The 6,728-nt window shown below is 58.4% G+C and carries 6 protein-coding genes; 3 read left to right on the top strand and 3 right to left on the bottom strand.

Annotated elements, in window-relative coordinates; translation table 11 throughout:
* Both AC2FLP_RS21840 and nhaA read left to right on the top strand, forming a co-directional pair.
* The coding region (locus tag AC2FLP_RS21840; protein ID WP_496710079.1) for a hypothetical protein at positions 1 to 200 on the top strand (200 nt) is incomplete at its 5' end.
* A gap of 733 nt (positions 201 to 933) precedes the next feature.
* Positions 934 to 2,289: a Na+/H+ antiporter NhaA gene (gene nhaA, locus AC2FLP_RS21835; protein WP_496686483.1), complete on the top strand. Its 1,356-nt coding sequence runs from the start codon at positions 934 to 936 to the stop codon at positions 2,287 to 2,289.
* Here the strand turns inward: nhaA and AC2FLP_RS21830 are convergent.
* The 3 genes from AC2FLP_RS21830 to AC2FLP_RS21820 all read right to left on the bottom strand — a co-directional run bounded on the left by AC2FLP_RS21830 (position 2,286) and on the right by AC2FLP_RS21820 (position 5,809).
* Positions 2,286 to 4,085, bottom strand: a complete 1,800-nt coding sequence (locus AC2FLP_RS21830; RefSeq protein WP_496686485.1) for an SLC13 family permease — start codon at positions 4,083 to 4,085, stop codon at positions 2,286 to 2,288. The two genes, nhaA and AC2FLP_RS21830, sit on opposite strands and share 4 nt — an antisense overlap.
* A gap of 221 nt (positions 4,086 to 4,306) precedes the next feature.
* Positions 4,307 to 5,272, bottom strand: coding sequence for a fatty acid desaturase (locus tag AC2FLP_RS21825; RefSeq protein ID WP_496686491.1), 966 nt, complete (start codon positions 5,270 to 5,272; stop codon positions 4,307 to 4,309).
* 294 nt (positions 5,273 to 5,566) lie between these two features.
* Complete coding sequence (locus AC2FLP_RS21820) at positions 5,567 to 5,809, bottom strand: hypothetical protein (protein ID WP_282121138.1); 243 nt, start codon at positions 5,807 to 5,809, stop codon at positions 5,567 to 5,569.
* 154 nt (positions 5,810 to 5,963) lie between these two features.
* Here AC2FLP_RS21820 and AC2FLP_RS21815 point away from each other — a divergent pair, with 154 nt between their 5' ends.
* Positions 5,964 to 6,698: a Crp/Fnr family transcriptional regulator gene (locus AC2FLP_RS21815; RefSeq protein ID WP_496686488.1), complete on the top strand. Its 735-nt coding sequence runs from the start codon at positions 5,964 to 5,966 to the stop codon at positions 6,696 to 6,698.
* Positions 6,699 to 6,728 lie beyond the last annotated feature (30 nt).

The following is a 6,728-nucleotide window of genomic DNA, read 5'->3' as shown; positions in this document are numbered from 1 at the left end:
TTGGCGGTTACGATGAGCCAGAAACCCTCTCTTATCAAATCGACCTAAACTGTCCCATTGGCGCTGACGTCAGACAATTCAGCTTTCAAGCGCATTGCTGCTCACTTTGCATGGTGAAGCATTCGGCAGAACGGGCACTTTGCCGCCATGTGGTGCTGCAGCAACCGACCGCAGGAGCGCGATCCGGAACCGGACGCTGATGTGATATCACCAGAGTTCGGAAAAAATGTTGCAGATCAGAGGCCTGACGATCCTCGCATTCGGATCCTGTGACCTTCAGCTACGCTTTGCCGATATTGGCGCGACGGGCGGCGAAATCGGACTGCGAGGCCTTGATGGACCTAAGCCGCAAGAAACCGATCCTGAAGAACCGGGTGTCGGAACATGTCGAACGGGCTGTGATCGAGTTGGCCATCGAAGATCTGGCCCTAGGTTAGAACCGTGCAAGTTGGGAGTTGCAACAGAAGAGCATCATGGCGCCGCCGTCGGGCGTCCGTTCGGTCTGGTTCAGGAACGACCTGGAAACCATGAAGACGCGGCCGAATGTCCACGCATCTATTGGCCGCTGGTTTAAAAATTCTGAGTGAAGCGGACTGAACTTTGGAAAGTCACAGCTGGCTCAAGGAAAGAGCCGAAGCACCGAAGTCTGACAAACGACTTCTGGTGACGATCCAGCTATTGTTCGGAGCCGTTCGCGGGGAAATGACAAAGAACCAACTCCGGGGCTTCATGAATGCCGGATGCTAACCTGTTCCTTAATTTGTGAAGCCTAATCAACCGTTTCCGCATTGTCCGTTTCTCAGAAACTGAAAAACCTGCTGGTGAATATCCTGCGTGGATGGTTCCTGCATAGCCAGACATTGATCCACGTGGTCATTGCGTCCACGCTTCAATGGCGTAGTCTCTTTTCACCCGAATTGGCGTAGTTGTCCCATGATAGACAATCATCAAAGCCTGCCCCAAGAGTCCGCCGATAGAATAACAAAACCCTTCGCACGCTTCCTAGAGATCCAAGCGGCCGCGAGTGGGCTCCTGTTCCTGGCTGTTCTGCTGGCTTTGGCGCTGGCAAACTCGCCTTGGCAAGAAGGCTTCCTGGGCTTCTGGAAGACCCCTGTTGGCCTGACATTCGGTTCGTTCGATTTCACCCGCTCGCTGCGACACTGGATCAACGACGGGCTGATGACCCTCTTCTTTTTCGTGCTTTCTCTGGAGCTCAAGCGCGAGATCGTACTGGGCGAATTGCAAAACCCGCGACAGGCCGCCCTGCCGTTCGCGGGCGCTTTGGGCGGCATGGTGGTGCCGGTCGCGTTCTATCATTTGTTGATGTCCGGGCAGCCCGGGGCGCACGGCTGGGGAACCGTGATGGCAACCGATACGGCGTTCGTGATTGGATGCCTGGCGCTTTTCGGAAGGCGAATCCCGTCCACCTTGCGTCTGTTCCTTCTTTCTCTGGCCATTTTTGACGATATCGGCGCAATTCTCGTAGTCGCCTTCGGTTACGGGGAAGCGTTGAACTGGTCGGCGCTCGGTTTGGGTCTGCTGGGAATTGGTATCGTCGCAGGCGCCTCGCGCGTCGGGATCAGAAGTGTCCCGGTTTACTTTCTTCTCGGTGCGGCAGTCTGGCTATGCATCGACGCCTCCGGCGTTCACGCGACCATCGCAGGGGTCATTCTGGGCCTTATGACGCCGACGCGCATATGGGTAAGCGATGCCCGGCTGCATGCAATCCTTGGGCGCCTACGCGCCGTTCCGGCCGGCGATCGGCAGCAGGGAGATACCGCAACCCGCCATAACCTGCGTCAAGCAAGCAGAGCGGTCACGGAGGCACTCTCGCCAGTCGAACGGCTCGAGACAATGCTGCACCCTTGGGTCGGCTTTGCAATCATGCCGATTTTCGCGCTGGCAAATGCCGGCATCACGGTTCAGGGTGCCGATTTCGAACAACCGGTCTCCTTGGCGATAATTGTCGGCCTGGTGTTAGGAAAACCGATCGGCGTCTTCGGGTTCAGCTGGCTAGCTGTCCGATTGGGCCTGGCAGTGTTAGCGCCGGGCCTGTCGGGGCCGTTAATTCTGGCCGGCTCGTTTCTAACTGGTATCGGTTTCACGATGTCGCTGTTCATAGCGGGTTTGGCCTTCGATCCGGCAACGCTGAACGCCGCAAAGCTTGGAATTCTCTCAGGATCAGCTATTGCCGCAACGGTCGGGATCCTCATGCTGCTCCTGCTGACAATTCATGCAGCGCGCGCAAAATGCGCTACAAGCACCGCAGATCAAGACCGGATACCCTAGAATGGGAAGAATACCGGGATCACCCCGACCACGGCTGCGCCGACGATAAGATTCATCGGAACGCCGATCCTGAGGAAGTCGGAAAACTTGTAGTTCCCTGCGCCATATACCAATGTGTTGGTCTGATAGCCGACCGGAGTGGCGAAACTTGCACTTGCGCCAAACATCACAGCGACGACGAACGGCTTGGCGTCGACACCGAGCTGTTCCGCAACACCGATCGCGAGAGGTGTAACAACGACGGCTACGGCGTTGTTGGTAACCGCCTCGGTGAGCGCCGAAGACAGTATGTAGATCACAGCGAGCGTGACAATTAGGGGCAACTCTACGAGAGTCGGCACCAATGTCTCCACGATCAGGTTGACTGCTCCTGCATTCTGCATACCGCTGCCGACGATTAGCATGGAAAAGATCAGCACAAGGACGCTGGCGTCGATGGACGCCCAGGCTTCGCCGCTGTCGATGCAGCGGAGCACGAGGATGGCAGCGACCGCGACAAGGGCAAGCACGCTGATCTCGGCGAACCCGGCTGCGGCGAGCGCCACAACCGCGAAAAGCGCGAACAGAGCCAGCGGCGCTTTCCCGCGGCGGAAGGCGCGCCCCCCGGCATCCGTGATCGCGGCAAGATCGCCCGCCTCGGTCATTCGGGCAAAGCCTTCAGCCGTTCCTTCCAAAAGCAGCGTATCGGCGGGGCGTAAAAGCGCCGTCGACAGGTCGGGTCCAAGCAATTCCCCATGTCGGTGGGCGCCAAGAACACGCATGCCGTATCGGTGCCCCATGGCAAGCTGGGCAATGCGCACGCCGCGGCTTCGGCGCGAAAGCGTCACGATTGCCTCGGCAACAATCAGTTCCGAGGTGTTTTCGGCCGCTGGCCCCTGGCGCAACCCGACTTCGATCCCTTCAAGTTTCCTGAGGGTGAGCAGTTCTGATGTCGCAACCTTGGCAATGATCCTGTCGCCCGGTTCGAGTATGTGTTCACTCAATCCCTCTCTCTTGACTCCAGAACGCGCACGGATGCCGACGATTTCAACACCTCTTCGGCTGAAGGCGGCGATTTCATGAATCGTTCGACCAATATTCGGGTAGTCCTCTTGCGGGCGTACCTCGGTCAAAAAAGTCGCTTTATCGTCGCCGCCCTGTTCCGCAATATCCTTTCGGTCCGGCAGTAGGACAGGTCCAAGCAGGAGGAGCGCCACACCGCCTGTGGCCGCGGCCACCAGACCGACCGGTGTGATCTCGAAAATTGAAAACGGTTCCAAGCCAGACGCCTGGGAAACGCCGTCCACCAGAAGGTTGGTCGACGTGCCGATCAGAGTACACGTCCCGCCCAGGACGGACATGTAGGATAGCGGAATCAACAGGCGTGTCGCAGCAAAGCCCAGGCTCTGCGCCAAACGAATGGCCACCGGTATGAGGACGATGACGACCGGCGTGTTGTTAATCAGACCCGAGGCGACTAGCGTCGCGATGAGAAACGCCGCTATACCGGCGACCGGGCGCTTGCTCCCTGCGGCGACAACCTTGTTCGCAAGTGCGTCGAGAAGCCCGGTTCGGACCAGCGCGCCGCTGATTACGAACATCGCGGCGATCGTTATGGGTGCAGGGTTCGAAAACGCTGCCAGAACTTCATTCGTGGGGACAAACCCCAAGACGACAAACAGCGCGGCGGCCCCCGCAGCGGTTACGTCCGGTTCGAAGCGCTCGGAAAGAAATGCTGCGAACAGAAGGACGACAACTGCGAGCGCAAGATAGGGTTCATAGTCGGCGATGAGATCAATCAGTCCGCCCTCCTTCATTCATACCTTTGCTGCTGACGATATGGCGGTCACAGCATCCACCTTCCTGACTAGAGCGACAACTGAATAATCAGCCCAATTGTCCCGACAATACTGGCTCAGAAAGAAACCCTACTGGCACAGATGTGGCCGTCCGTGGAGCAACAAATGTCCTAATGAGGTGCTCCCAGTTTCCTATCCAACGCACCAATTCACTGACCAGTGGCAATATTACGCAAGGCTCAGGTGGGAAGTGCCCGGGCCTCTGCAAACGACAGCAATCTGCGGCTTTTCTCATCCCAAAGGTGCAGTCGCGCGCAGCGGAAGCTTTCCCAAAGCGTAATGCGTCTGGTCTGTGCCAGGACGTCGTGATCCTTGACTACGTCGTGTAAACGGTAAAACGGGATGCGGCTGGCCAGGTGATGCACATGGTGGACTCCGATGTTCCCGGTGATCCAGCGCAGGATGCCGGGCAGAGCGTAGTGCGAACTGCCGTGAAGGGACGCGTCCCGGATGTTCCAGTCTTCCTCGTGCCGCCAGCTGGTTTCCTCAAACTGATGCTGCACGTAGAAAAACCACATGCCGGCTATTGCGGCCAGAAGCATCGTCGGCAGGAAGACGAACAGCATTACCTCCCAACCGCCCAGCAAGACAATCACTGTCAGAGTGAGGCCTATGGCAGCGTTTGTCGCCATCGCACTCAACCAGTAGCGCCAGCCGGACCGCATCAGGTGTACTGGCAGCCGGTTGTGCAGGAAGAACGTGTAGAACGGCACCACCCCGAACAGGAAAACCGGATGGCGTAACAGGCGGTAAAGCGTACGGCCCGGCCATCCCTTCCCGCGGTACTCCCTGACTGTCAGCACCGGCAGGTCTCCGATGCCCCGCCGGTCCAGGTTTCCGCTCGTGGCGTGGTGGATCGCGTGGGTCTTGCGCCAGACGTCGTAGGGTGTCAGCGTGATAACGCCGATCACGCGACCGATCCAATCGCACAGACGCCGGTCGCGGAACAGGGAACCATGCCCGCAGTCGTGCTGGATTATGAACAGCCGGAGCAGGAAGACTGCATTCGCCAACGCGAGAGCCAGTGCCAACGCGGTGCTGATCGAGAGCACCCACCAGGCAACCGCCCATATTGCCACGAAAGGCGCGAGCGTGACCGTCAGTTCGAAAATACTGCGAGAGGGGATTGGCTGCCGGTACTTCATCAGGGTTCGTGTCCAGTCTGATGCGGTCAGCCGGGCCTCTTCCTGTCTTGGACCGGTTACACCGGAGGGGTATCCCGCGCCGGGTGCCCCGCCCGTGACGGGCAAGGGTCCTGGCTGGACCCGCGCTTGCCACGCGGTCGAGGCAGATCCGGCAGTCTGCATGTCGGTTTGGATGCTGCCGTCTTGGTGGCCCATGCTACCCGGCATGTCCTGCTGGTCGGGCTGTTGGCCCCGTGCGTTATTCGAGTTGGACGAAAACGGCATGGGCGATATCTATCTCGCTGAAATTATGTGTCATCCCGGCGGCCTCCGAACGGAGTTCCCGCTAGCAATGATCCGGTTGATGAGAACCGCCACGGACCGATGCGCCTCTATCTCGCCATCAGTTACAGCCGCGGTTTCATGCGTCTTTGCAGCATCGCGAAGGATACCCATGATCTCACGTTCTGCGAGAAGCTTGTGATCGTTCATCGCCAGCAGCATCGACTCGCAGATTGCGAGGGCCGCCATTCCCGAGAAGTCCTGTTCGCTACGCATTTTGTGACTTCCTTCCAGGTAACGGTTAAAGTAACGCGCGACCGGGCGGCCTCGCTTATCACAAGCATCTTCGCAGAAAAAAGGCTATGTTGGGCTAACCGAAAGCAGTCTCTGCACGATTGCGCCTGGAGCTTTTCCGGCTTGTGAGGCCCCGATGACGGATATCTTTGAAAGCCCGCTGACACGGAAGCTGCAAGTCTTCGTCGCCTTGTCTGACGATGAATTGGACGTTTTGAAGCGTTTGCATCTGCGCCGCCGTTCCTTCACCGCGGGGCGTGATCTTGTGCATCAGGGGCAGTCGGATCAGGCCGCTTACATTCTGGCCGCTGGTTGGGTGTGTTCCTACAAGCTTCAGCCGGATGGAACCCGACAGATCGTAGACTTCCAGATACCAGGGGATTTTCTTGGATTGCGCAGCGTCCTGCTGCGCACCTCCGACCACAGTTTCGAGCCGGTCACGGACATTCAGGCGGTGGAGGTTCTGGAGGACGACCTTCTGGAAGCATTCGAGAAAACGCCTCGCCTGGCGGCAGCCGTTCTCTGGGCAGCATCACGGGACGAAGCCATGGTCGTCGAGCACCTCGTTGGGGTTGGCCGACGCGCCGCAGATGCGCGCATGGCGCATTTCTTCTTGGAGCTGGCGGAACGGCTGAGGCTGGTCGGAATGGGGAGCAAGAAAGGATTCGCTTGCCCTTTGACGCAGTACCATCTTGCTGATGCACTCGGCTTAAGCTCCATCCATGTGAACCGTGTTTTGAGGCAGCTTCGCGAAAAACGGCTGCTGACCTTTCGGGACGGCTGCGTGACGTTCGACGACTATGACGGATTGGTGGCCATTTCAGGTTTCGATACGGCGTATCTGGATCAGACCGGCCCACTTTTGAAATGAAGGAGGCCGCCCTTCGCTAAACTTGGGCGG

Source organism: Ruegeria sp. CDSA141, assembly GCF_059612005.1.
The sequence above is the reverse complement of the archived record's forward strand: the minus strand, read 5'-3'. Positions and strand labels throughout refer to the sequence as shown.

What these genes read in the sequence shown, in the direction of transcription:
- nhaA (WP_496686483.1), top strand. Translation starts at nt 934, where the DNA reads ATGATAGACAATCATCAAAGCCTGCCCCAAGAGTCCGCCGATAGAATA.
- AC2FLP_RS21830 (WP_496686485.1), bottom strand. Translation starts at nt 4,085, where the DNA reads ATGAAGGAGGGCGGACTGATTGATCTCATCGCCGACTATGAACCCTAT.
- AC2FLP_RS21825 (WP_496686491.1), bottom strand. Translation starts at nt 5,272, where the DNA reads ATGAAGTACCGGCAGCCAATCCCCTCTCGCAGTATTTTCGAACTGACG.
- AC2FLP_RS21820 (WP_282121138.1), bottom strand. Translation starts at nt 5,809, where the DNA reads ATGCGTAGCGAACAGGACTTCTCGGGAATGGCGGCCCTCGCAATCTGC.
- AC2FLP_RS21815 (WP_496686488.1), top strand. Translation starts at nt 5,964, where the DNA reads ATGACGGATATCTTTGAAAGCCCGCTGACACGGAAGCTGCAAGTCTTC.